Origin of the sequence: Streptomyces sp. NPDC059452, assembly GCF_042750035.1 — a bacterium.
Classification (GTDB): domain Bacteria; phylum Actinomycetota; class Actinomycetes; order Streptomycetales; family Streptomycetaceae; genus Streptomyces.
Genome location: NZ_JBHYVE010000015.1, coordinates 90,919 through 111,296 on the forward strand (window position 1 = coordinate 90,919; position 20,378 = coordinate 111,296).

General features: G+C 70.0%; 17 protein-coding genes and 1 tRNA gene. 6 read left to right on the plus strand and 12 right to left on the minus strand.

Annotation, left to right across the window (positions count from 1 at the left end):
* Nucleotides 1-174: 174 nt before the first annotated feature.
* Nucleotides 175-2,700: an aminopeptidase N gene (gene pepN / locus ACFW9Z_RS20755; protein ID WP_384642800.1), complete on the plus strand. Its 2,526-nt coding sequence runs from the start codon at nucleotides 175-177 to the stop codon at nucleotides 2,698-2,700.
* Between the two features lie 135 nt (nucleotides 2,701-2,835).
* Here the strand turns inward: pepN and ACFW9Z_RS20760 are convergent, their stop codons facing one another.
* The 5 genes from ACFW9Z_RS20760 to ACFW9Z_RS20780 form a co-directional block, all read right to left on the minus strand.
* Nucleotides 2,836-3,210 (minus strand): ArsR/SmtB family transcription factor, encoded by a 375-nt coding sequence (locus ACFW9Z_RS20760; RefSeq protein ID WP_384642803.1) that lies wholly within the window; start codon nucleotides 3,208-3,210, stop codon nucleotides 2,836-2,838.
* Nucleotides 3,211-3,369: 159 nt separating this feature from the next.
* A complete protein-coding gene (locus tag ACFW9Z_RS20765; protein ID WP_030079631.1) occupies nucleotides 3,370-3,591 on the minus strand; it encodes an alkylphosphonate utilization protein in 222 nt (73 codons plus the stop codon).
* Nucleotides 3,592-3,666: 75 nt separating this feature from the next.
* Nucleotides 3,667-4,119 (minus strand): ATP-binding protein, encoded by a 453-nt coding sequence (locus ACFW9Z_RS20770; RefSeq protein WP_384642806.1) that lies wholly within the window; start codon nucleotides 4,117-4,119, stop codon nucleotides 3,667-3,669.
* On the minus strand, nucleotides 4,116-5,954 hold the full coding sequence (locus ACFW9Z_RS20775; RefSeq protein WP_384643069.1) for a SulP family inorganic anion transporter: 1,839 nt from the start codon (nucleotides 5,952-5,954) through the stop codon (nucleotides 4,116-4,118). Before ACFW9Z_RS20775 ends, ACFW9Z_RS20770 begins: the two co-directional genes overlap by 4 nt.
* 14 nt (nucleotides 5,955-5,968) lie before the next feature.
* Nucleotides 5,969-6,310 carry a helix-turn-helix transcriptional regulator gene (locus tag ACFW9Z_RS20780; protein ID WP_028415692.1) on the minus strand — a complete coding sequence of 114 codons (342 nt, stop codon included), beginning with the start codon at nucleotides 6,308-6,310 and terminating at the stop codon, nucleotides 5,969-5,971.
* A gap of 389 nt (nucleotides 6,311-6,699) precedes the next feature.
* On the opposite strand from ACFW9Z_RS20780, the gene ACFW9Z_RS20785 reads away from it, so the two are divergent.
* Together ACFW9Z_RS20785 and ACFW9Z_RS20790 are read left to right on the plus strand one after the other, a co-directional pair.
* A complete protein-coding gene (locus ACFW9Z_RS20785) occupies nucleotides 6,700-8,145 on the plus strand; it encodes a pyridoxal phosphate-dependent decarboxylase family protein (RefSeq protein ID WP_384642809.1) in 1,446 nt (481 codons plus the stop codon).
* Nucleotides 8,142-9,617 carry a lysine N(6)-hydroxylase/L-ornithine N(5)-oxygenase family protein gene (locus ACFW9Z_RS20790; protein ID WP_384642812.1) on the plus strand — a complete coding sequence of 492 codons (1,476 nt, stop codon included), beginning with the start codon at nucleotides 8,142-8,144 and terminating at the stop codon, nucleotides 9,615-9,617. Before ACFW9Z_RS20785 ends, ACFW9Z_RS20790 begins: the two co-directional genes overlap by 4 nt.
* A gap of 74 nt (nucleotides 9,618-9,691) precedes the next feature.
* On the opposite strand, the gene ACFW9Z_RS20795 is transcribed toward ACFW9Z_RS20790, so the two are convergent.
* Entirely contained in the window at nucleotides 9,692-11,521 is a 1,830-nt protein-coding gene (locus tag ACFW9Z_RS20795; RefSeq protein WP_384642815.1) for a bifunctional metallophosphatase/5'-nucleotidase, read from the minus strand.
* A gap of 155 nt (nucleotides 11,522-11,676) precedes the next feature.
* Between ACFW9Z_RS20795 and ACFW9Z_RS20800 the strand changes: the two genes are divergently transcribed.
* A complete protein-coding gene (locus ACFW9Z_RS20800; RefSeq protein ID WP_384642818.1) occupies nucleotides 11,677-12,399 on the plus strand; it encodes an SIMPL domain-containing protein in 723 nt (240 codons plus the stop codon).
* 120 nt (nucleotides 12,400-12,519) lie between these two features.
* Nucleotides 12,520-13,953, plus strand: coding sequence for a pyruvate kinase (gene pyk, locus ACFW9Z_RS20805; protein ID WP_384642821.1), 1,434 nt, complete (start codon nucleotides 12,520-12,522; stop codon nucleotides 13,951-13,953).
* Between the two features lie 6 nt (nucleotides 13,954-13,959).
* On the opposite strand, the gene ACFW9Z_RS20810 is transcribed toward pyk, so the two are convergent.
* Nucleotides 13,960-14,739, minus strand: coding sequence for a helix-turn-helix domain-containing protein (locus ACFW9Z_RS20810; RefSeq protein WP_384642823.1), 780 nt, complete (start codon nucleotides 14,737-14,739; stop codon nucleotides 13,960-13,962).
* Between the two features lie 111 nt (nucleotides 14,740-14,850).
* A tRNA-Leu gene (locus tag ACFW9Z_RS20815) sits at nucleotides 14,851-14,923 on the minus strand.
* Nucleotides 14,924-15,023: 100 nt separating this feature from the next.
* Here ACFW9Z_RS20815 and ACFW9Z_RS20820 point away from each other — a divergent pair.
* Nucleotides 15,024-15,680, plus strand: coding sequence for an ANTAR domain-containing response regulator (locus tag ACFW9Z_RS20820; RefSeq protein WP_030567928.1), 657 nt, complete (start codon nucleotides 15,024-15,026; stop codon nucleotides 15,678-15,680).
* 107 nt (nucleotides 15,681-15,787) lie between these two features.
* On the opposite strand, the gene ACFW9Z_RS20825 is transcribed toward ACFW9Z_RS20820, so the two are convergent.
* Genes ACFW9Z_RS20825 through ACFW9Z_RS20840 form a run of 4 tightly spaced genes read right to left on the minus strand, consistent with a single transcriptional unit; the run spans nucleotide 15,788 to nucleotide 20,275 of the window.
* Complete coding sequence (locus tag ACFW9Z_RS20825; RefSeq protein ID WP_384642826.1) at nucleotides 15,788-16,504, minus strand: ABC transporter ATP-binding protein; 717 nt, start codon at nucleotides 16,502-16,504, stop codon at nucleotides 15,788-15,790.
* Entirely contained in the window at nucleotides 16,501-17,511 is a 1,011-nt protein-coding gene (locus ACFW9Z_RS20830) for an ABC transporter ATP-binding protein (RefSeq protein WP_384642829.1), read from the minus strand. Before ACFW9Z_RS20830 ends, ACFW9Z_RS20825 begins: the two co-directional genes overlap by 4 nt.
* Before the next feature lie 2 nt (nucleotides 17,512-17,513).
* Nucleotides 17,514-19,349, minus strand: a complete 1,836-nt coding sequence (locus ACFW9Z_RS20835; RefSeq protein WP_384642832.1) for a branched-chain amino acid ABC transporter permease — start codon at nucleotides 19,347-19,349, stop codon at nucleotides 17,514-17,516.
* Nucleotides 19,346-20,275 (minus strand): branched-chain amino acid ABC transporter permease, encoded by a 930-nt coding sequence (locus ACFW9Z_RS20840; protein WP_384642834.1) that lies wholly within the window; start codon nucleotides 20,273-20,275, stop codon nucleotides 19,346-19,348. The genes ACFW9Z_RS20835 and ACFW9Z_RS20840 overlap by 4 nt, the downstream gene beginning before the upstream one ends.
* Between the last annotated feature and the right edge of the window lie 103 nt (nucleotides 20,276-20,378).

Genomic DNA, 20,378 nt, shown 5'->3' on the forward strand with positions numbered 1-20,378 from the left:
ATGCGTCCTCAAGATCAAGACGTACCGGCCGAGGCGCGACGGCAACGGCCACCGCACACACCCGGGGAGCTCCGGACCCTGCCCCCCGGTCCCTCTCAGCCCTGCTCCCCGGTCCCTCTCAGCCCTGTGAGAACCCCCCTGCACAGCCCCCGAGCGGTACGGCAGCATGGCCCCATGTCCGTACTGACGCGCGACGAAGCGCAGACCCGAGCCCAGTTCCTCGACGTGGAGCGGTACACGATCGCCCTCGACCTCACCACCGGCGAGGAGACCTTCGACTCCAAGGCCGTCATCCGGTTCACCGCCCGCACCGCAGGTGACACCTTCGTCGAGGTCAGGCCCGCCGCCCTGCGCTCGGTCACCCTGGACGGACAGCCCCTGGACCCCGCCCTGCTGGACGGGAACCGCTACCCCCTCACCGGCCTCACCCCCGGCCCCCACGAACTCCACGTGGACGCCGCCATGAGCTACTCGCGCACCGGCGAGGGCATGCACCGCTTCACCGACCCCGCCGACGGCGAGACGTACGTCTACACCCAGATGTTCCTCGACGACGTCCAGCGCGTCTTCGCCGCCTTCGACCAGCCCGACCTGAAGTCCGTCTTCGCCATCGACGTCACCGCCCCCGAAGGCTGGACCGTCCTCGGCAACGGCATCGCCGAACACACGGGGCAGGGCCACTGGACCATCGCGCCCACCCCCCTCATCTCCACCTACCTCACCGCGATCGCCGCGGGCCCCTGGCACTCGGTCACCACCGAACACGCCGGACTGCCCTTCGGCCTCCACTGCCGGCGCTCCCTCGCGCCCCACCTGGACGCCGACGCCGACGAGATCCTGGGCATCACCCGCGCCTGCTACGACCGCTTCCACGAGAAGTTCGACGAGCCCTACCCGTTCGACTCCTACGACCAGGCCTTCGTCCCCGAGTTCAACGCGGGCGCCATGGAGAACCCCGGCCTCGTCACCTTCCGCGACGAATACGTCTTCCGCTCCGCCGTCACCGACACCGAACGCCAGAGCCGCGCCGTCACCATCGCCCACGAGATGGCCCACATGTGGTTCGGCGACCTCGTCACGCTGAGCTGGTGGGACGACATCTGGCTCAACGAGTCCTTCGCCGAGTACATGGGCTACCAGACCCTCGGCGAAGCCACGCACTTCACCGGCACCTGGGTCGACTTCGGCGTCGCCCGCAAGGGCTGGGGATACGACGCCGACCAGCGCCCCTCCACCCACCCGGTCGCCCCCGACCCCGACGCCGTACCCGACACCGCCTCCGCCCTCCTCAACTTCGACGGCATCAGCTACGCCAAGGGCGCCTCCGCCCTCCGCCAACTCGTCGCCTGGCTCGGCGAGAAGGACTTCCTCGCCGGGATCAACACCCACTTCGCCCGGCACAGGTTCGGCAACGCGACCCTCGCCGACTTCATCGACAACCTCGCCTCCGCCACCGACCGCGACGTCCACGCCTGGGCCGAGCGATGGCTGCGCACCACCGGCGTCGACACCCTCACCGCCGACGTCCACGAGCCCACCGGCCCCACCGAGGCCGGACAGTCCTGGGCGCTGGCCGTCGACCGCGACGGCACCCGCCCCCACCGCATCACCGTCTCCACCTTCGACCACGCCCTCAACACCCAGGCGGGCCCCGGCCACCTCGCCCCCCGCGACCGCTTCGAACTCGACCTCCCCGGCGACGGCACCCTCACCGTCCGCACCGGCCGCCGCCCCGCCCTCGTCGTCCTCAACGACGGCGACCTCACCTACGCCAAGATCCGGCTGGACGCCGCCTCCTGGGAGACCGCCCTCGGCCACCTCTCCGCCATCCCCGACGCCCTGACCCGGGCCGTCGTCTGGAACGCCGCCCGCGACATGGTCCGCGACGGAGAGCTGGCCCCCGCGCGCTACCTCGCCGCCGCCTCCACCCACCTCCCGTACGAGAGCGACCTCGCCCTCGTCCGGGGCGTCCTCGCCTTCGCCGACGGGCAGATCGCGGCCCGCTACGTCACCCCCGAGGCCCGCCCGGGCGCCCTCGCCGTCCTCACCGGCCTCTGCCGCGACCTCATCCGCCGGACGGAGGACGGCTCCCACCCGGGGCTGCGCCTCACCGCCGTACGCCACTTCATCGACGCCGCCACCCAGCCCGAAACCCTCCAGAGCTGGCTGGCCGAAGGCGCCGTCCACGGCGGACCGGAGCTCGACCCGGAGCTGCGCTGGCGCATCCTCACCCGCCTCGCCGCCCTCGGCGCCACCGACGAGGCGGCCATCGACGCCGAACTCGCCGCCGACCCCAGCGCCACCGGCCGCGAAGGCGCCGCCCGCTGCCGGGCCGCCCTGCCCACCCCCGAGGCCAAGGCCGCCGCCTGGCAGGCGATGTTCGGCGACGACACCCTGTCCAACTACCTGTTCAGCGCCACCGCCCAGGGCTTCTGGCAGCCCGGCCAGGAGGAACTCCTGAGCGCGTACGTGGACCGTTTCTACCCGGACGCCACCGCGCTCGCCGCCCGCCGGGGCCCCGCCATCGCGGAGGCGGCGGGGCGCCACGCCTTCCCCGCGTACGCCATCGACACCGACAGCCTCGCCACCGGCACCCGAGCCCTCAAGGACCCGGCCCTCACCCCGGCCCTCCACCGCAAGCTGGTCGACCAGCTCGACGACCTGCGCCGGGCCCTGGCCGTACGGACGGCGAACGAGTAGGCCGATAAGCCGACCGAGGCGGGCCGACAAGTCGACAGACGTCGGCAGAGGCCGACCGAGAGGGACCGACCGGTATGTGACGGGGGCTGACCGTTGTGCGACAGCCGGTACGTGACAGTCGCTACGGAGCATCCGTCACGTACCGGCCGCCCCCTCGCCCCCCGGCCCCTCGCCACTCCCCGGTCCGGTCGCCCGCAGGTCCGCCAGCAGCTCGGCCTGGCCCGTCAGCACCTCGGTCAGGATCGTCCGGGCCACCCTCAGCAACTCCGCCACCTGCGGGTTGGCCAGCGTGTAGTACACGGCGGACCCCTCCCGCCGCGCGGTGACCAGACCGGCGCGGCGCAACACCGCCAACTGCTGGGAGAGGTGGGCGGCCTCGACCCCCACCTCGGCCAGCATCTCCGAGACCGCGTGCTCCCGCTCACTGAGCAGTTCGAGCACCCTGATCCTGACCGGATGCCCCAGCGTCTTGAAGAACTCGGCCTTCAGCCGGTACAGGGGCGTACTCACCGACGGGTCCCCGTTCCGTACACCGGGAACCCATCGCGGCGCCCCGCACCAGATCTCTTCTCCATGGGTTCATCCTCGCGCCTTCCGGACGCGAGGATGAACCGGGGGGATGAACCGGGGGATGAACCGAGGGGGCGGACGAACCGGGGGCCGGGCGGTTCAGGCCTTCTTCAGGAACTCGGTCTTCAGCACGAGCCCCTTGACCTTCTTCGTGTTGCACTCGATCTCACCCGCACGCCCGGTGAGCCGGATGTTCTTGACCAGGGTGCCGCGCTTGAGCGTCTCCGACGTGCCCTTCACCTTCAGGTCCTTGACCGTGGTCACGGAGTCACCGTCCGCCAGCACGGTTCCGTTGCTGTCCTTCACGACGATGTCGCTCATGGTGCGTTCCTGCCTTTCCCACACCCGTGCAGCTCTTGCAGCGGGAATCCTGTTCCACCCACTTGACGGGATGTCTCACCGGCCACGGGACGTGCCCGTCCGCTGGAGCGGCAGCGTGATCCAGATGCTCTTGCCGCCCTTGTCCGCATCGCCCCGCACCACCGCGCTGCCGCCCAGCTCCAGCGTCAGTTCCACCACCGTGGCCAGGCCCCGCCCGGAACCGGCCACGGCCGAGGTGTGGAGCGCGGGCCGGTAGGGATGACGGTCGTGCACACCGAACGCGAACGCATCCGGACCGCCCGCGAAGACCACCGTCACATTCGGCGAGACCACCGCCGCGTGCCGCACACTGTTGGCGACCAGCTCGCTCAGGATCAGCAGCGCGGGCCCCGTACACGGCTCGTGCGGCCCCACCCCCCACTCCGCGAGCACCTGTTCGGTCGTCTCCCGGGCTATCCGCACCGCCGAGCCCGTCGTGGGCAGCGTCAGCACATGGCGGTACGGCAACGAGTCATGCGGCCGGATCACCGGACGCCCTCCTCAGCGGCGGCCACCGAGGCCCCCGCTCCTGCCCCGGCCCCCGCCCCAGCCTTCGCCGAGCCGTGACCGGGCCCGGGCGCCCCCGCCTTCGCCGAACCGTCACCGGGCGCCAGCACCCCCGCCTCCCGCAACCGCTCGCGCGCCCCCGCGATCGCCTCCGGCGTCGTCGCGTACTCCCGCCCCTCCCGCCGCAGCAGCTCCAGCACCCCCACCGACTCCAGCGCCTGCCGCTGCCCGGGGCGGATGCCCGAAGCCAGCACCGCGATGCCCCGCCGGTTCAGCTGGTCCACCGCGTCCTTCAGCATCAGCGCACCCGAGGCGTCCACCGTCGTCACCCGCGACATCCGCAGGATCACCACCCGTACGTCGGAGACCTCCGCGAGCACCAACAGGAAACGGTGCGCCCCGGCGAAGAACAACGGTCCCTCGATCCGATACGCCACGATGTGCTCGGCCAGTAGCGCATGCTCCTCGTCACCGTGCGCGTCCGGCAGCCCCACCTCCGTACCCTCCGCCTCGCTCTCCCGGTCCTCCGCCTCACCCTCCCGCAGATCCACCCGGTCCATCCGCGCCTCGCCCGCCACCGCCCGCAACGCCAGCGCCCCCGCCACCACCAGCCCGATCACCACCGCCAGGACCAGGTCGAGCACCAGGGTCGCGGCGGCCGTCAGCACCAGCACCACCGCATCCGACCGGGTCGCCCGGGCCATCGCCCGCAGCGCCCCCACCTCCACCATCCGCACCGCCGTGGCCAGCAGCACCCCGGCCAGCGCGGCGAGCGGGATGCGCGAGACCAGCGGGGCCGCCGCGAACACGATCACCGCCAGCACCGCCGCATGAGCCAGCGCCGCGAGCCGGGAGGACGCACCGGTACGGACATTGACCGCCGTACGGGCGATCGCCGCCGTGGCGGGCACCCCGCCGAACAGCGGCGCCGCCAGATTCGCGACCCCCTGCCCGAACAGCTCCCGGTCCGGATCGTGCTTCTGGCCCACCGTCATCCCGTCCGCCACCGTCGCCGACAGCAGCGACTCCAGCGCCGCCAGGGCCGCCACCGCGACCGCCGGGGCCACCAGCGAACCCAGCGCCGACAGATCCAGGAAGGCCAGCGAAGGGGCGGGCAGCCCGGCCGGCAGCGCCCCGATCGGCTCGGCGCCCAACTGGAACACCTGCACCGCCACCGTCGCGAGGGCCACCGCGACCACCGAGAACGGCACCGCCGGGAACCGCCGCGCCCCCACCAGCATCAGCCCGGCCACCCCCACGGTGACCGAGAGAGCGGTCACGTCCGGCTGCGCGGCGAACTCCCGCACCGCCCGCCACGCCACCACCAGCACCTTGTCGCCCTCGGGCACGGCCACGCCCAACGCGCTCGGGACCTGCTGGAGGGCGATCACCCCCGCGATCCCGAACGTGAACCCCTCCACCACCGGGGCGGGCACGTACCGCATGGCCCGCCCCGCCCGCAGCAGCGCCAACCCGATCAGCAGCGCCCCCGCCATCAGCCCCACGGTGAGCACGCCGCCCGGCCCGTACGCGGCGACGATCGGCACCAGGACCACCGTCATCGCCCCGGTCGGCCCCGACACCTGAAGGTTCGACCCGCCGAACACCGCCGCCAGCGCCCCCGCCACCACCGCCGTCGCGAGCCCCGCCTCGGCACCCAGCCCCGAGGAGACCCCGAAACCCAGCGCGAGCGGCAGCGCCACGATCGCCACGGTGAGCCCGGCGAGCAGATCACGCCGGGGGTTACGGGTCATGGCCACGAAGTCCGCCCGCACGGGCAGCAACGCCCGCACCCGGCCCCACCCCCAGCCCCACATGCCTGTGGACGCCGTCACCGCGAGGACACCTCGGCCTCCCGCAACTCGGCGAGCAGCCCGTCCCGGCCCACCAGCATCTCGGTCAGGATGCGCCGCGCCGCCCGCATCAGCTCCGCGACATCACCACCGGCCAGCTCGTACACCACCGTCGAACCCTCCCGGGTCGCGGTGACGATCCCGGACCGGCGCAACACCGCCAGTTGCTGCGACAGCGACGACGGCTCCACCTCGATCGCCGCCAGCAGATCCCGCACCGGCAGCGGACCGTCCTGGAGCAGCTCAAGGACCCTGATGCGGACCGGATGACCCAGCATCCGGAAGAACTCGGCCTTGGCCTGGTACAGGGGGACCGCCATCGCTCCGGGCCTCTCCTCGGCAGTGCGCCACCACCGCGGGCGGGGGAGCCGAGCGGCGGCCGGACCGCACGGGTGATGGCGGAACGGCCCCCACAGCATGTAGTGAATTGCAGAATTTAGCAATTCATTGATCCACCAACTCCTCCGGAAGGGCTACCGGGCCCTCCGGAAACGCCCCCGCGCACACCCGACCCGGACCGCCCGCCCGCCGCACTCGTACGCGCATCCCGAAACCGCACACCTTTACCACTCCAACCCCCGGCAAAGGGCCCACACCGGCCACCAGTACCCCTTTCGAGTTCAGATCGTTGACCTCTTCGGCCGCGCCGCCCGAAACCCGGGACAAGCTGGCATGTCCACCCCCGCCCTCCCGAAGGACCACCCCACCCATGCCCACCCCACCCCTCGCCGGAGGCACCGCAGGCCCCGCCGCACTGCGCCCCCTCATCGACACCGTGCTCACCGCACTCCACGACGGCGCGGCCCTCCGGGACGGCCCCCTCCCCGCCGGCGGCCCCGACGCCGTCACCCCCCGCACCCGCACCGCCACCCACCCCCTCATCCCCGACCACGGCACCGGCGCCCACCACGCCCTGCGCTCCCTCGTCACCGCCCTCACCGAAGGCGCCGCCGACCCCGCCCACCCCCACTGCGCCGCCCACCTCCACACCCCGCCCCTCGCCCTCGCGGCCGCCGCCGACCTCGCCGCCAGCGCCCTCAACCCCTCCATGGACTCCTGGGACCAGGCCCCCGCCGCCACCGCCCTCGAAGCCGACCTCACCACCGCACTCGCCGCCGAGATCTACCCCCACACCCCCTCACCCGACGCCCTCATCACCACCGGCGGCACCGAAGCCAACCAACTCGCCCTCCTCCTCGCCCGCGAACGCCACGGCCCCGTCCAGACCGTCTGCGCCACCACCACCCACCACAGCGTCGCCCGCGCCGCCTGGCTCCTCGGCCTCCCCGAACCCGTCGCCGTCCCCGCCCCCGACGGCACCATGGACCTCACCGCCCTCGACGAAGCCCTCACCACACTCCACCGCCCCCTCCTCGTCGTCGCCACCGCCGGAACCACCGACACCGGCGCCATCGACCCCCTCGACGCCATCGCCGACCTCTGCACCACCCACGGCGCCGAACTCCACATCGACGCCGCCTACGGCGGACCCCTCCTCTTCAGCCCCACCCACCGCACCCTCCTCCACGGCCTGAGCCGCGCCCACAGCGTCACCCTCGACCTCCACAAACTCGGCTGGCAACCCGCCTCCGCCGGCCTCTTCGCCGTCCCTGAACGCCACCACCTCAGCCCCCTCCAGCACCACGCCCCCTACCTCAACGCCGACGACGACACCGAAGCAGGCCTCCCCGACCTCCTCGGCCGCTCCCTGCGCACCACCCGCCGCCCCGACGCACTCAAGATCGCCGTCACCCTCCAGGCCCTCGGCCGCACCGGACTCGCCGACCTCATCGACCGCACCCTCACCGCCGCCCACCACCTCGCCGACCTCATCACCAAAACCCCCACCCTCGACCTCTACGACCGCCCCACCATCAGCACCGTCCTCTTCCGCCCCACCGGAGCCGACGACCACACCGTCGCCACCCTCCGCCGCACCCTCCTCCACCGCGGCCACGCCGTCCTCGGCCGCGCCCACGCAGCGGACCGCCTCTGGCTCAAGGCCACCCTCCTCAACCCCCACACCACCCCCCAGGACCTCCAGGCCCTCATCGACCTCGTCACCGCCACCACGGCCGACCTGGCCCGCACCACCACCCCCACGACCCTCCACCCCCACCCCACCCCCCGCACGGAAGGCGACACCCCGCGATGACCGACCGGCCCGCCCCCGACCGGCCCACCGACCGACCCACCCCCGCCACCGGCCATCCCACCCCCGCCACCGACCGCCCCCACGACCTCGTCGGCATCGGCATCGGCCCCTTCAACCTCTCCCTCGCCGCCCTCGCCCACAACATCCCCGCCGCCCCCGACGACCCCCGCCCCCTCGCCGCCACCTTCTACGAACAACGCCCCGCCTTCCACTGGCACCCCGGCCTCCTCCTCGACGGCGCCAGCCTCCAAGTCCCCTTCCTCGCCGACCTCGTCACCCTCGCCGACCCCGCCAGCCCCTGGAGCTTCCTCAACTACCTCCGCACCCGCGACCGCCTCTTCCCCTTCTACTTCGCCGAGCGCTTCCACATCCAACGCGCCGAATACGACGCCTACTGCCGCTGGGTCAGCGAACAACTCCCCGGACTCCACTTCGGCCACCAGGTCGACGCCGTCCGCTGGAACCCCGAACGCGCCCTCTTCGAAGTCGACTTCACCCAACTCGACCCCGACGGCGAAGCCGAAGCCCTCGGCCGCGCCTACGCCCGCCACATCGCCCTCGGCATCGGCACCGAACCCTTCGTCCCCGAACCCCTCAAACCCCTCGCCGAAGCCGAATCCGTCCCCGTACTCCACTCCGCCGACTACCTCCGCCACCGCGACAGACTCCTCGCCGCCGACCACATCACCGTCATCGGCTCCGGCCAGTCCGGCGCCGAAATCTTCCTCGACCTCCTGCGCGCCCGCCCCGAAGGCGCCGAGAAGATCCACTGGCTCGCCCGCACCCAGGCCTTCGCCCCCATGGAGTACTCCAAGCTCGGCCTGGAACACTTCACCCCCGACTACAGCCGCTACTTCCACGCCCTCCCCGAAACCGCCCGCGACGAACTCGTCCCCCGCCAATGGCAGCTCCACAAAGGCATCGACGCCGACACCATCGCCGCCATCCACGACGAGCTCTACCGCCGCACCCTCCACGGCGGCTGGCCCGACGCCACCCTCACCCCCGGCGTCCACGTCCGCACCGCAGGACGCGTCGCCAACACCCGCGTCGAACTCCACCTCGAACACACCCAGCAGGGCACCCGCTCCCGCCTCACCACCGACGCCGTCATCCTCGCCACCGGCTACCGCGAACGCCCCCTCGACGCCATCCTCGGCGGCCTCGACCCCTACCTCGGCCGCGACGCCTCCCACCGCCCCCGCATCGACGACCAGTACCGCCTCGTCCTCGACCGCGCGGTCACCGGACACGTCTACGTACAGAACGCCGAACGCCACACCCACGGAGTCGGCGCCCCCGACCTCGGCCTCGCCGCCTGGCGCAGCGCCACCATCCTCAACAACCTCACCGGCACCACCCCCTACCCCCTCCCCGAACGCACCGCCTTCACCACCTTCGGCCTCAGCCCCCAGCCACCCCGCATCCCCGCCCAGACCCCCGCCCTCATCCCCCTCACCCAGTCCGTCTGACCCCCCAAACACCCCAACGGCCCGGGACTCCCACCCACAGAGACCCGGGCCGAACGAAGAACACACCCCAAGGGTTACGGGAACACCGGCGTCCCCTCACGCGTCAGCCGCCACCCCACCGAAGCGAACCCCGCCGGATCCACCGACCCCTTCTCCCGCACCCACGCGATGATCGTGTTCCGGATCTCGTCCGAATCCGCCCACACCTGCCGGGCCCCCGCCACATGCGGAAAAGCACCCCCACCACTCGCCCGGTAATTGTTCACCGCGAACACGAACCGCGCCCCCGGATCCACCGGCTCCCCCTCGAAGGACAGCCCCACGATCCGCGACCCCACCGGCTGCGAGATATCGATGTCGTACGTCACCCCCGACACCGCGTCATAGTTGTAATCCGGAATCCCCTCCGCATTCGTCAGCTTCGCCGTATCCACCGGACCACCCACGGCCGTCCGCACGTAATACCGCGCCGAATACTCCAAGTACTCCCTCAACTGCGCCCCCGTGAACAGCCGCGCCTCCAGCGTGTTCTCGAACGGATACAGCCCCGCCGCATCCCGGATCGTCACCTCACCCGCCGGAATCCCCGCCGTCCGCGAGAAGCACGACGCCTGCGACAACACCGGCAGCGCCGCGTACTCCCCGCCCGCCAGCGCCGCCGCCACCGTCTCCGTCTGCACCTGGTTGATCAGATCGATGATCGGCTCATCCCGCCACGGAGCCTGAGCCGTCGACATCGCCACCACCGACGTACCGATCACCTGGTTGACGTACCCCACCACCTTCCGGTGCTCCCGCCGCAACAGCGACACCACCTTCCGGTCCTCCGCCACCGCATTCGAATTCAGCACCTGCGAACCGGCCTTCTCGACCGCCCAGCGCCCCTTCCTCCACACCAGATCGAAATCGAAGACCGTCAGCCGCTGCCCCCACTTCGCCGGCTCCGAAAGAACGACCCGCTTCCCCGTCACCTTGTTCACCACGAAATGCTCGGCGATCTCCACATGCGCGTGCCCCACCAGAATCGCGTCGATCCCCGGAACCTGCTCCGCCACCAGACCCGCCGCATTCTCGACGTACGGCAACTGATCCCCGTACGACGACGTCCCCGACGAACCCGAATGCGCCGACACGATCACCACATCAGCACCCATCGAACGCAACTTCGGCACCCACTTCGCCGCCTGCTCCTCCAGCCCCGGAAACACCATCTTCCCGGCCACATGCGCCTTGTCCCAGATCGCGATCCCCGGATTCGTCAGCCCCAGCACCGCCACCCGCACATCACGCCCGTACGGCGTCCGCAACCGCTTGATCACATACGGCGCGAACGCCGGCCGCAACGTCCTCGCATCCAGCGCGTTCGCCCCCAGCAGCGGAAAATCACACTGCTCCTCGAACTTCCGCAGCACCGGAATCCCGTAATTGAACTCGTGGTTCCCCAGCGCCGCCGCGTCATAACCGATCGCGTTCATCGCCCGCGCCATCGGATGCACCGGACCACGCCGGGCCGTGATCGGATCGACCTTCGCGTAGTAGTACGACAACTGCGTGCCCTGGATCGTGTCGCCCGCATCGATCAGCAACGTGTTCCGGCGCCCCTTCTCCCGGCGCACCCGGTCCACCAGCGTGGAGATCTTCGCCAGCCCGATGTCGTTGTGGGCCGCGTCGTCGTACTCCTTGTCGGTGAAGTAGTCCCAGTTGAAGACGTTCCCGTGCAGATCGGTCGTCCCCATCACCGAGAACGAGTACCGCTTCGCCCTCTCCGGTCGCCCATGACCATGACCGTGGTCCCGGCCCTGCGCCCGCGCCTCACCACCCACCATCGCCACACCGGCGGCACCTGCACCCACAGCGGCCGAACGGCCCAGAAACGTCCTACGGTCCCACCGGTCCAACGCCATGCTCACTCACTCCTCGTTCAGTAGGGCAACGCGCGTAGATTCTGACGCGCCCCCGTTGCACGCAACACCCCCTACGGATGAGGATCCGATGGCCACCCGACACACCTCCTCCACAACCACCCCCACCCCGCCCACCCGCATGCCACAGTGAACGCATGACCGAAACCCCCACACCCGCGCCCGCCACCCACCATTCCTACGGCACCCCCGACACCCCCCACGTCACCGTCCGCGGCGAAGCCCACCTCGAAGTCGACCCCGAAATCGCCCACATCACCATCACCCTCACCGCCCGCGGCACCGACCGCCGCACCACCCTCGACGACCTCACCCGCCGCAACACCACCACCCTCCAACTCATCAAGACCTACGGCGACACCATCGAAAAACTCGAAACCGGCACCCTCACCATCAACCCCGAACTCACCCGCCACGGCCGCGCCGAACGCATCCGCGCCTACCACGGCCGCATCCAACTCACCGCCACCATCAACGACTTCACCATCCTCGGCGACATCGTCAGCCGCCTCGCCGACCACGACCTCACCCGCATCGACGGCCCCTGGTGGGCCCTCCGCCCCACCTCCCCCCACCACGCCGCCGCCCGCCGCCAAGCCGTCCGCGAAGCCCTCCAACGCGCCCGCGAATACGCCGAAGCCCTCGACACCCGCCTCGGCGCCCTCCTCGAACTCAGCGACACCGGAACCCACATCGGCCCCCTCGGCCGCGCCGCCTTCGCCGAATCCATGTCCTACGCGGCAGCGCCAGGGGGAGCGGGGACCGCCGACGCCGCCCCCGTCGACCTCGAACCCGTACGCCAGACCATCGACGCCCAGGTCGAGGCGTCCTTCACCCTCATCCCGCCCGCCCTCGGATAAACGCTCATCGGAGCGGACCGCCGCACAATTCAACACTTGTCAATAACCCTTCACTCAAAGGTTGTTGAGGTGTCATGAGGAGCCAAATACCTACCCGTAGGTAAGGTCTAGGCTCGAATCATGCGCCGAGCGAAAATCGTTTGTACCCTGGGACCGGCAACCGACACATACGACCAGATCAAGGCCTTGGTCGAAGCGGGAATGGACATCGCCCGCTTCAACCTCAGCCACGGCTCCTACGCCGAACACGAGCAGCGATACCAGCACGTACGCAAGGCATCCGAAGAGACCGGCCGCAGCGTCGGCATCCTCGCCGACCTTCAAGGCCCGAAGATCCGCCTCGGACGCTTCCGCGAAGGCCCCGTACTCCTTGAACGCGGCGACACCTTCACCATCACCGTCGAACCCCTCGAAGGCGACGGCAACATCTGCGGCACCACCTACGACGGCCTCGCCGCCGACGTCACCACCGGCGAACGCATCCTCGTCGACGACGGCCGCGTCACCCTCGAAGTCACCGACGTCGACGGCCCCCGCGTCCACACCACCGTCATCGAAGGCGGCATGGTCTCCGACAACAAGGGACTCAACCTCCCCGGAGTCGCCGTCTCCGTCCCCGCCCTCTCCGAGAAGGACATCGACGACCTCCGCTGGGCCCTGCGCACCGGCGCCGACCTCATCGCCCTCTCCTTCGTCCGCACCGGACGCGACATCGACGACGTCCACCGCATCATGGACGAGGAAGCCCGCCGCCTCCCCGTCATCGCCAAGGTCGAGAAGCCCCAGGCCGTCGAGAACATCGACGACATCGTCGCCGCCTTCGACGGCATCATGGTCGCCCGCGGCGACCTCGGCGTCGAAATGCCCCTGGAACAGGTCCCGATCGTCCAGAAGCGCGCCATCAAGCTCGCCAAGCGCAACGCCAAACCGGTCATCGTCGCCACCCAGATGCTCGACTCGATGATCGACAACTCCCGCCCCACCCGCGCCGAGGCCTCCGACGTCGCCAACGCGATCATCGACGGCACCGACGCGGTGATGCTCTCCGGCGAGACCAGCGTGGGCAAGTACCCCGTCGAGACCGTACGCACCATGTCCCGCATCGTCGAAGCGGCCGAGGAGGACATCCTCGCCAAGGGCCTCCCGCCCCTCACCGAACGCAACAAGCCCCGCACCCAGGGCGGCGCGGTCGCGAGGGCGGCCGCCGAGATGGGCGACTTCCTCGGCGCCAAGTTCCTCGTCGCCTTCACCCAGAGCGGCGACACGGTCAAACGGCTCTCCCGCTACCGCTCACCCATCCCGCTCCTCGCCTTCACCCCCGACGAAGCGACCCGCGCCCAGCTGAACCTGACCTGGGGCGTCGAGACCTTCCTCGGCCCGAAGGTGGACTCCACGGACGCGATGGTGGCCCAGGTCGACGAGGAACTCCTGCGCATCGGCCGCTGTGCGAAGGGCGACATCGTAGTGATCACCGCCGGCTCCCCGCCCGGCGTGGCAGGCTCCACCAACCTGGTCCGCGTCCACCACATCGGCGAGGACGACAGCCCGAAGTAGGGCAGCTCAGTACTTCGGCCCGACGTGCGCATCCATGAGGGCGACGGATGCCCGTCGGGCTACGGAGATGTTGTAGGGCTTGCCCGCACGTGTGCAGTGCGTCCAGACGATGCCGAGCGCGTCGAGGGTGGCGGTGTAGAGCCCGCGGATGTCGTCGGAGACGTTGGTGAAGTAGTACCGCGGGTACTCGTAGCGCTTCCGTTCGCCCTTCACGATCCTGGTCGTCCAGTTCATGTTCCGGCAGCCGTCGGAGTGGACGAGGCCTCGGACGAAGTGCCAGGGGTGGGCGTCGACGATCTCCTGTTGCCATGCTTCGAGGATGATCGGCCGCTCGTGCTTCTTGCCCGGTCCGTGCTGAGGAAAGACGCAGGTCCAGTGCTTGCTGTACGACTTCACCTCGACGCAGTTGTTTCTCTGCCGCCGACCGGTGCGCGGCATGGGCATGACCTTGCGCATGGCCGATTCCGCCTCGTCGATCACGCCCGGCCAGATGGCGTCGCAGAAGATCGACAGATGATGCTGCTTGGGCTTCGACGTGATGTGGCCGTCGCCGAGATAGAGACCCAGCAAGTAGGCGTACGCGGGGCTGTCGAGCTCCCGGCCCGTGCACACGGGGCAGTCGGTGGGCTCCTCGTACTGCACGCCGCGTCGCTTGCGGTCCTCGTGCAGCCACCAGCCGACGGTTCCGCGTGGGACGTTGAGGTGTTCCGCCACTGCTCGATTGGTGGTCCCGCTCCGCAGGAGGGCAAGCGCTTCATCACGTATCGAGGGGTTGTGCTGCTCCATGCAGCGCAGTTTCCTGCGACCTTCGAAGGCGCGTGCCCGGATCGAAGGTGCGTTCACCGGCAAGGGTGAAGATCGCCAAATTATCGCTCGACCTTGGAATCCAAGGAGAAGTGCCCCGAGTCGGATTCGAACCGACGCTGTATGGGTTTTGAATCCATCGCCTCTGCCGCTGGGCTACCGGGGCCCCTTCGAAACGAAGGATACCGAGGACCCTCCGTGCCTCAAACATACCGTAACTAGGTAGGCTCTTGGGAGCTGCACCCCTGTCCTTCCCAAGGAGCCCCGTGACCACCCCCGAGTCGCCCCAGCCCGTAGACGCCGTCGACGACGACAAGTCGCACGTCCCGCCGCTGACGACCCGTGTCGTCATCGCCGAGGACGAGGCCCTCATCCGCCTCGACCTCAAGGAGATGCTGGAGGAGGAGGGCTACTCCGTCGTCGGTGAGGCGGGCGACGGGCAGCAGGCCGTCGAGCTGGCCCGGGAGCACAAGCCGGACCTGGTGATCCTGGACGTGAAGATGCCGGTCCTCGACGGGATCTCCGCCGCCGAGAAGATCGCCGAGGAGTCCATCGCGCCCGTCCTCATGCTCACCGCCTTCTCGCAGCGCGACCTCGTCGAGCGGGCCCGGGACGCCGGGGCGATGGCGTACCTGGTGAAGCCGTTCAGCAAGAGCGACGTGGTGCCCGCCATCGAGATGGCCGTCTCCCGGTTCGCGGAGCTGAAGGCGCTGGAGAGCGAGATCGCGGACCTCTCCCAGCGGCTGGAGACCCGGAAGCTGGTGGACCGGGCGAAGAGCATTCTCCAGACCGACTACGGGCTCTCCGAGCCGGCCGCGTTCCGGTGGATCCAGAAGACGTCGATGGACCGCCGGATGTCGATGCAGCAGCTCGCGGAGGCGCTGATCGAGGACGCCGAGGAGAAGAAGAAGGCGGCCGAGTAGCCCCGTACCCCGTAGGTACGCCAACGTACAAAGGAAGAGAAGAGAGGCCCGCACCCGGCTCAAAAGAACCGGGTGCGGGCCTCTCCGCGCACGAGGGGGGAAGGACCTCAGTCCTCGCCCAGGTACGCCTTGCGGACCGAGTCGTCGTGCAGCAGGTCCTGGCCGGTGCCGGAGAGGACGATGTTGCCGACCTCCATCACATGCGCGTGGTTGGCGAGCGAGAGCGCCGCCTGGGCGTTCTGCTCGACCAGCAGGATGGTGGTGCCCTGCTCACGCAGCTCGGTGATGGTCGCCATGATCTTCTGCATCATGATCGGGGAGAGACCCATGGAGGGCTCGTCGAGCATGAGCAGCTTCGGCTGGGACATCAGCGCCCGGCCCATCGCGAGCATCTGCTGCTCGCCGCCGGACAGGGTGCCCGCGGCCTGCTTCCGGCGTTCCCCGAGGATGGGGAAGAGGTCGTAGGCGCGCTGGATGTCCTTGGCGATCCCGTCGTTGTCCTTGCGGAGGAACGCGCCGAGGCGCAAGTTGTCCTCGATGGACATGCGGGGGAAGATGTGGCGGCCCTCGGGGGAGTGGGCGAGTCCCAGGGACACGACCTGGTGGGCCGGGACCTTGCGCAGGGACTTGCCGTTGAACTTGATCTGGCCGGTGAGCGGCTTGATCAGTCCGGAGAGGGTGCGCAGCGTGGTCGTCTTACCGGCGCCGTTGGTGCCGATGAGGGTGACGACTTCGCCTTCTTCGACCTTGAACGAGATTCCCTTGACGGCCTCGATCTTGCCGTAGGCGACGCGCAGGTCCTCGACTTCGAGAAGTGCGGTCATCGGTCGTTCTCCTTGCTGGTGCTCTCGCCGGGGGCGGTGCCGGCGTCGTCGGCTTCGGGCGCCGGAGCGGCCTCGGCGTCGGGTGCGGCCGGGGGCGTGGCCTCGGGTGCCGGGGCGGGGGCCTCGGTCTCCGTTGCGGCGGCGGCGTGGGCCTCGGCGGCTTCGACCTCGGCGACTTCGGCTGCGCCCGGGTCGCCCTCGAAGGGTTCGCCGAGGTAGGCGGCGACGACGCGTTCGTCGCCCTGGACCTCGGCGGCGGTGCCTTCGACGAGCTTCTCGCCCTGGACGAGGCAGGCCACCCGGTCGCAGAGGTTGAAGATGAAGCGCATGTCGTGCTCGATGACGAGGACGGCGATGCCCTTGTCCCGGATGGCGAAGATGAGTTCTTCGGCCGCGCGGGTCTCCTGCGGGTTCATGCCGGCGGTGGGCTCGTCCAGGAGGAGGAGGCCGGGTTCGCTGGCGAGGGCGCGGGCGATCTCCAGCTTGCGCTGCTCGCCGTAGGGGAGGTTGCGGGAGAGGTGTTCGGCCTTGTGCGCGAGGCCGACGAACTCCAGCAGCTCCATGGCCCGGGCCTTGGACTCGGCCTCGGCGCGGTGGAAGCCGGGGCCGCGGAGCAGGGCGGACCAGAGGCCTTCCCTGGTGCGGGTGTGGCGTCCGACGAGGACGTTCTCCAGGACGGTCATGTTGGAGAAGAGCCGGATGTTCTGGAAGGTGCGGGCGATCCCGGCCGCCGTGATCTTGAAGGATTTGGCGGGGAGGACGGTGCCCTTGTAGCGGACTTCGCCTTCGGTGGGGATGTAGAGGCCGGTGAGGCAGTTGAAGAAGGTGGTCTTGCCCGCGCCGTTGGGGCCGATGAGGCCGACGATCTCACCGGAGTTGACGGTGAGGTCGACGGACCGGACGGCGGTGAGGCCGCCGAACCGCATCGTGACGCCGCGGGCGTCGAGGACGGTCTCGCCGGGTGCGCTCACGGCTGCTGCCTCGGCGGTGGTGGTGTCGGTGGTCATCGTCAGGTCCCTGCCTTGGTGAGCGTGGCGGGCGCTTCGTCCTTCTCGTGGAATTCGAGTTTCTGGCGTCGGCTGGCGATGAGGCCTTCGGGGCGGAAGCGCATCAGGAGGACCAGCGCGAGCCCGAAGGCGAGGAGCTGGTAGTCGCTCATGAACTGGAGCTTGTTGGGGATGAGGAAGAGCAGTGCGCCGCCGATGAGGGGTCCGCTGATGGTGCCCATGCCGCCGAGGACGACCGCCGCGAGGAGGAAGGCCGAGTTGGGCGGGACGGAGCGGGCGAACTCGTACTGCTCGGGTGTCACGGTGTAGGTGACGTGTGCCTGGACGGCTCCGGCGAGGCCGGCGAGGGTGGCGCCGAGGGCGAAGGCGATGAGCTTGGTGCGGAAGCCGTTGATGCCCATGGCTTCTGCGGCGGTCTCGTCCTCGCGGATGGCGACCCAGGCGCGGCCGATGCGGGATTCGGAGCTTCGCCTGAAGACCAGGACCACGATGAAGGTGACCAGGAGCATCAGGAAGAAGTAGTTGGCGAAGCGGCCGATGGTGAATCCGGCGATGGTGTGGGTGGCGCCGAAGTCGAAGCCGAAGATGGTGAGGTTCGGGATCGAGGAGATGCCGTTGGAGCCGTTGGTGATGTCGGGTCCGGAGGTGCCGTCGAGGTTGAGGACGGCGATGCGGAAGATCTCTCCGAAGCCGAGGGTCACGATGGCGAGGTAGTCGCCGCGCAGCCGCAGGGTGGGGGCGCCGATGAGGACGCCGAAGACCATGGATGCGGCGGCGCCGACCAGGATCGCCTGCCAGAACGGCAGCTGGATGCCGAGCGGGGAGGTGGGCGAGCCGGAGACCAAGGCGGCGGCGTAGGCGCCGACGCCGAGGAAGGCGACGTAGCCGAGGTCGAGGAGTCCGGCGAGGCCGACGACGATGTTCAGACCGAGGGCGACGGTGGCGAAGATGAGGATGTTGACGCCGATGGTCGCGTACTGGTCGTCGGACTGGGTGAACGGGAAGGCCGCGGCGGCGGCGAAGGCGCCGACGAGGGTCACGTTGCGGTGGCGTGCCGTGAGGGCGGCGACGCGCTGGATGAGTCCGGCTTTCTGGATCGCCGCGAAGCCGAAGCCGGCGGTGATCAGGAAGCCGATGAACAGCTCGTCGTACTCGGTGGTGATGCCGTAGGTGAAGACGACCAGGCCGAGGGCGAGGACGACCGCGACGATGAGGATCTCGACGTACGAGGGGAGGGGCTTCGCGGGCTGGGCGGTGCCGGTGGTGAAGGTGGCCTTGTAGGTGGCCCAGCGGTTGCCCAGGTTGTGCTTGAACTGTGCGAAGGAGCTGTCCTCGGGGTCGGCCGGGTGGTTCTCGGGCCGCTCGTAGGGCAGGGAGCGGGCGCCGGTCCAGCCGATGAGGGTGGCGACGAGGGCGACGTAGGCGCCGGGTTCGAGGTTGACGACGCCGCCGAGCTGGACGCTGATGGCGATGATCGAGAACCAGGCGGTGAACAGTGCCGCGTAGGCGGAGAGCCGGATCGCGGCGTCGGCGCCCTGGGGGGTGAGCCAGGTCAGGCCCTTGATCCCGTAGGAGGAGAGGCCGAAGAGGGCGAGCAGTGCGCCGCTGACGAGGACGAGCCACTGGAGGCCGCCGGGGTAGCCGTAGACCGTGAGGTTGCCGGGGAAGGCGGAGGTCCAGGTCCAGGCGAGGAAGGCGGAGACGACGGAGAGTGCGCCGCCGGCGGTGGCGGTGGCCCGGGCGATGTGCGGCGGGAGGGTGAGGGGGCCGCGGGTGGCCGGGGCGGCCGGTGCGGGTGCGGTGACCGTGGTGGTCTGTGTGGTGGTCATGGTGGTCACGCCCTGTCCGTGACGCGCTCGCCCATGATGCCTTGGGGCCGGAAGAGGAGCACGAGGATGAGGAGTACGAACGCCCAGGCGTTGGCCCAGGACTGTCCGCCGAGCTGTTCGAGGCCGGGTATCTCGGAGACGTAGGCGGAGGCCATGGTCTCGGCGACGCCGAGGGTGAGGCCGCCGATCATGGCGCCGTAGATGTTGCCGATGCCGCCGAGGACGGCTGCGGTGAAGGCCTTGAGGCCGAGGAGGAAGCCCATGCGGAACTGGACTTCGCCGTACTTGAGGCCGTAGGCGACGGCGCCGATGGCGGCGAACGCGGCGCCGAGGGCGAACGCGACCACGATGATGCGGTCGGTGTTGATGCCCATGAGCTTGGCGGTGTCCGGGTCCTGCGCGGTGGCCTGCATGCCGCGGCCGGTGCGGGTCTTCACGACGAAGTAGCCGAGGAAGGCCATGGAGAGGGGGGCGGCGATGAACAGGAAGACGTCACCGGTCTGGATGGTGACGGGGCCGAGTTCGAAGGGGCCGCCGGGGATCTCGGGGAAGGCGCGGGCGGATTTGGCGCCCGGGTACCAGGCCCATACGGCTTGCTGGAGGGCGAGCGAGAGGCCGATGGCGGTGATGAGGGGTGCGAGGCGTGGTCCGCCGCGCAGCGGTCGGTAGGCGAAACGTTCCGCTCCGACCGCGATGAGGGTGGCGACGATGATCGCGCCGATGATCATGAGGGGCAGTGCGAGCAGCACGCTGGTGCCGCTGGGGAGCATGAGCCAGACCGAGAGGGCCCCGAAGCCGCCGGTCATGAAGATCTCGCCATGGGCGAAGTTGATGAGCTGGACAATGCCGTAGACCATTGTGTAGCCGATGGCGACCAGCCCGTACATCGATCCGAGTAGCAGGCCGTTGACCAGCTGTTGCGGCAGTTCGTTCACCGCGGGTCCTCCGTGTCTTTCGCCGGATATAGAGCCGCGGGGGGGGCGGGGGGGGGGGCCCCCCGCGGCCGGGGGGGGGTGTGGGGGGTGGGTTTGTTCTGGG

Excerpts from the sequence above, each read along its gene's own strand:
- ACFW9Z_RS20765 (WP_030079631.1), bottom strand. The coding sequence starts at position 3,591 with ATGAGCGACATCGTCGTGAAGGACAGCAACGGAACCGTGCTGGCGGAC.
- ACFW9Z_RS20795 (WP_384642815.1), bottom strand. The coding sequence starts at position 11,521 with ATGGCGTTGGACCGGTGGGACCGTAGGACGTTTCTGGGCCGTTCGGCC.
- ACFW9Z_RS20785 (WP_384642809.1), top strand. The coding sequence starts at position 6,700 with ATGCCCACCCCACCCCTCGCCGGAGGCACCGCAGGCCCCGCCGCACTG.
- ACFW9Z_RS20825 (WP_384642826.1), bottom strand. The coding sequence starts at position 16,504 with ATGACCGCACTTCTCGAAGTCGAGGACCTGCGCGTCGCCTACGGCAAG.
- ACFW9Z_RS20800 (WP_384642818.1), top strand. The coding sequence starts at position 11,677 with ATGACCGAAACCCCCACACCCGCGCCCGCCACCCACCATTCCTACGGC.
- ACFW9Z_RS20790 (WP_384642812.1), top strand. The coding sequence starts at position 8,142 with ATGACCGACCGGCCCGCCCCCGACCGGCCCACCGACCGACCCACCCCC.
- pyk (WP_384642821.1), top strand. The coding sequence starts at position 12,520 with ATGCGCCGAGCGAAAATCGTTTGTACCCTGGGACCGGCAACCGACACA.
- pepN (WP_384642800.1), top strand. The coding sequence starts at position 175 with ATGTCCGTACTGACGCGCGACGAAGCGCAGACCCGAGCCCAGTTCCTC.
- ACFW9Z_RS20775 (WP_384643069.1), bottom strand. The coding sequence starts at position 5,954 with ATGTGGGGCTGGGGGTGGGGCCGGGTGCGGGCGTTGCTGCCCGTGCGG.
- ACFW9Z_RS20810 (WP_384642823.1), bottom strand. The coding sequence starts at position 14,739 with ATGGAGCAGCACAACCCCTCGATACGTGATGAAGCGCTTGCCCTCCTG.
- ACFW9Z_RS20830 (WP_384642829.1), bottom strand. The coding sequence starts at position 17,511 with ATGACCACCGACACCACCACCGCCGAGGCAGCAGCCGTGAGCGCACCC.
- ACFW9Z_RS20780 (WP_028415692.1), bottom strand. The coding sequence starts at position 6,310 with ATGGCGGTCCCCCTGTACCAGGCCAAGGCCGAGTTCTTCCGGATGCTG.